The organism is Hydrogenophaga sp. (assembly GCF_031426985.1).
Classification (GTDB): domain Bacteria; phylum Pseudomonadota; class Gammaproteobacteria; order Burkholderiales; family Burkholderiaceae_C; genus Hydrogenophaga.
Window position 1 is genome coordinate 6,214 of the sequence record NZ_JASJOY010000092.1, and the last position, 3,187, is coordinate 9,400.

General features: G+C 63.0%; 3 protein-coding genes. All 3 read right to left on the minus strand.

What is annotated here, in order from left to right:
* Positions 1–823 (minus strand): amidohydrolase family protein (locus RMP09_RS11840; protein WP_310566169.1); only part of this gene is annotated, 823 nt, incomplete at its 3' end.
* A 264-nt stretch (positions 824–1,087) separates the two neighbouring features.
* Positions 1,088–2,662 (minus strand): CoA-transferase, encoded by a 1,575-nt coding sequence (locus RMP09_RS11845; RefSeq protein WP_310566170.1) that lies wholly within the window; start codon positions 2,660–2,662, stop codon positions 1,088–1,090.
* A 310-nt stretch (positions 2,663–2,972) separates the two neighbouring features.
* On the minus strand, positions 2,973–3,187 hold a 215-nt coding region (locus RMP09_RS11850; protein ID WP_310566171.1), incomplete at its 5' end, for an acyl-CoA dehydrogenase family protein.

A 3,187-nucleotide genomic window follows, 5' to 3' on the forward strand; every position in this document is an offset into this window, starting at 1 on the left:
TGGGACTGAGACCAATCAAGCGCAAAAATGAGACCACGCGCGCAGGGTAATCGGCCTCGCCGGTCACCCGCAGCAAGTTGTCGACCTCGCCATCGCCGAGCGTAGCGGCCAGATCGGCCACGGTGGTCACGCCCGCCCGGTTGCAAATACGCCCAAATGCACGGATACCGACTTCGTCGCCGCCCAACAACTCGCGTCCCAATCCAACGTGGGCGAACACGGGCATCATGGCCTCGGGGCCACGCAATTCACCCGTCGGCAAGCCGTCCGCTCCCAGCGGGAAACCCGGATGATTCACGTCGGCACGCAAAAAGTCGGCACGCTGCAGTACCAGCGTATTGCAATTGAGGATGTGGCCACTGGCATGCAACAGGGCAACCGGCCGCGTGCTGCTCACTTGATCCAAATCGTGGCGGCTGCAACGCTGCTCTCCAAAATAGATCGGGTCAAAGCCCCAACCGATGACCGGGGTGCTCGCGTCCGACATCTCAGCGGCGGCTTTGCGCAGCGCCGCCATGACCTCCGGCAAAGACCGGCAACCGGGCCAGACCCGACCATCCGGGCCGGCCTGGTCAAAGTAGCCGGTATACACAAACCGCCATAAGCTACCCGCCATCATGTGCGCATGGGCCTCGATGAGCCCGGGCATCAAGACCTTGTCGGCCAGCGTCTCGTCCAGCTCGCTGGGCCCCCAGCCGCGCAACTCGTCCAGTGACCCGACCCCCAGGATACGGCCGTCACGCACCGCCACATGGGTGGCCTCGGGGCGCGCCGGGTTCATGGTCAAGATGCGCTTGGCGGCAAAAATACGCGTTGTCGTCATGGTCGTCCTCAAAAGAAAATGAAGGTCAGATCCAGAGTTTATTCAGCCTGCACCCAGCTGAAGATCCAGAGAAGACGAATGGTACTGACTAACTGGCATGAATTTGTCCGACGCCCCGGATGATGAAAGTCAACGGGCATTCGTGCGCAGGGGCGCGCTCCCACAGGGATCGCAGGGTTTTGTGGGAGGTCGCCCCTGCGACCGAATGCTGTTTTTCACAGCAACCGTCTGAGGTCAGAGCGCAGGCCACGCTGCGCATTTTGATCACGCCTGGAAGTGCGCGCTGTTCATGACCTTCAGGTCTGCCGCTACCAGCGGTGCAAATCCCATCTGATCGAGCACATCGCGTTGCAGGTCGATGCCCGGCGCGATCTCGAACAGCTCTATGCCTGCCGCTGTGAGTCTGAAGCTGGCGCGTTCGGTCAGGTAAAGAACCTCTTGATGTCGCACCAGGCCTTGCGGTCCGCTGAAGGTGATTTGGTCGACTTTTTGCACCAACTTTTTCACGCTGCCTTGTTGCAGCACGCGCATCTGGCCATCGCCGGTTTGCAGCTGCACGCCCTTGGCCGCGAGCGTGCCGCAGAACACCACCTTTTTGGCGTTCTGCGCGATGTCGATGAAGCCGCCGGGGCCGACGGTGACGCCGCCCAGGCGCGAGACGTTGACCGAACCTTCTGCGTCGAACTCGCCAAAACCCAGAAACGCAATGTCCAGGCCGCCGCCACCATAAAAGTCAAATTGCGTGGCCGCGTCCAGTATGGCACTGGCGTTGCGCGCGTAGCCAAACAGCTCACCGTCCATCAGCGTGCCGCCGTAGGTGCCGTGCTCGATGGTCTGGTAAATGCGGTGTTGCTCGTTGCGCGCAGCGATCAGCTTGGCCACGGCATCGGGCACACCCACGCCGTAATTGATGACCGGGCGCGCCTTGCCGGTGTTGAACAGCTCCTGATACGCGCGACGCGCCACGGCCTGGCGCTCGCTGAAGACCTCTTTCGCAGCGGCCACTTCGCGGGCGTGGTCTTCGGCTTGGCTGAGTGCGCGTTCAGCGCCGGTCAACTCACCGCTGAAGGCAGGATCAAAGGGGATGGCGTAGCTGGTGCTCTGATCGGGGTCGACCACGATGGCATCGACCCAGGCCGCCGGGATGCGCACCTCACGGGCTTTCAGAGCCCCTGCGGGCAATCGCTCTTTCACTTGCACAATCACTTTGCCGCCGCTGTTGCGCGCGGCCAGGGCGAGCGACTGGGCATCGAGGTTGGCCGCTTCATGTTCGAAGCCGATGTTGCCGTCTTCGTCGGCGCTGCTGGCGCGCACGATGGCCACGTGGATGGGGAAGGGTTTGTAGCGCAGGTATTCGCGCCCGTCGATCTGGATGACTTCGGCAAGGTCGTCCTGGGCCGCGTCGTTCATGCGGCCGCCACCGTGGCGCGGGTCGCACACGGTGCCCAGGCCCACATGGCTGATGAGGCCGGGGCGGCCCGCGCCGATTTCGCGCATGAGCTGGCTGCTCACACCGCCGGGCAGGATGTAGGCCTCGATCTTGTTGGCCAGGGCGAGTTGCTGCATGGCGGGCGACCAGACCCAATGGCCGCCGATCACGCGTTGGACCAGGCCTTCGTGCGCGAAGCAGTTCATGCCCTTGGTCTTTTTGTCGCCAATGCCCAGCGCATGCATGAGGGTGAGGTGGCGCGGCTGTTGGGTGCTGAGAAAGCGCTGTTGCACCGCCTCGAACAAGTGGGTGGCTTCCATCAGTCCGCCACCGCCGCCCATCAGGCCCACGGTGTCACCGTCGTTGATCAGTTGCGCCGCCTCTTGGGCGCTCATGAATTTGGTTGGCATGTTTGTTCTTCTCGGTTGTGTTTGTTTTTTTGGTGCGCTGCATCGGGGCTGGCGTGGGGGCCGCGGCCCCCACGCCAGCCCCGATGGGTCGGTGGTTTGCACACATCGTGTAGGTCGGAGCTTCAGCGCCGACGTTGCGGTTCATTCAGGTCGCCATGTCGGAGCTGAAGCTCCGACCTACGAAAGCGTTTGGTGTCATGTCCATGCAGACCCGTCGTGTGAGGGGGATGGGCGGCCGACGATTTCTGGTACCCCAGCATGAGGAGGCCGCCCATCCCATTCACACGACCCCCGCCAGGCACAGAACGGTTCAGCGGTTCACGTCAAACAGCGCAGCCCCTTTTCTGAGCGCCGCCTTGGCGATCACGCCGCGGTGGATTTCGCTGGTGCCGTCGAAGATGCGGTAAATGCGCGCATCGCGGTAATAGCGCTCGATGGGCAGTTCCTTGCAAAAGCCCATGCCGCCAAACACCTGCACCGCGCGGTCGACCACGCGGCCGAGCGTCTCGGCCGCGTGCACCTTGA

Bases quoted from the DNA above. Each gene is read 5' to 3' on its own strand.
- RMP09_RS11845 (WP_310566170.1), bottom strand. From the start codon at position 2,662: ATGCCAACCAAATTCATGAGCGCCCAAGAGGCGGCGCAACTGATCAAC.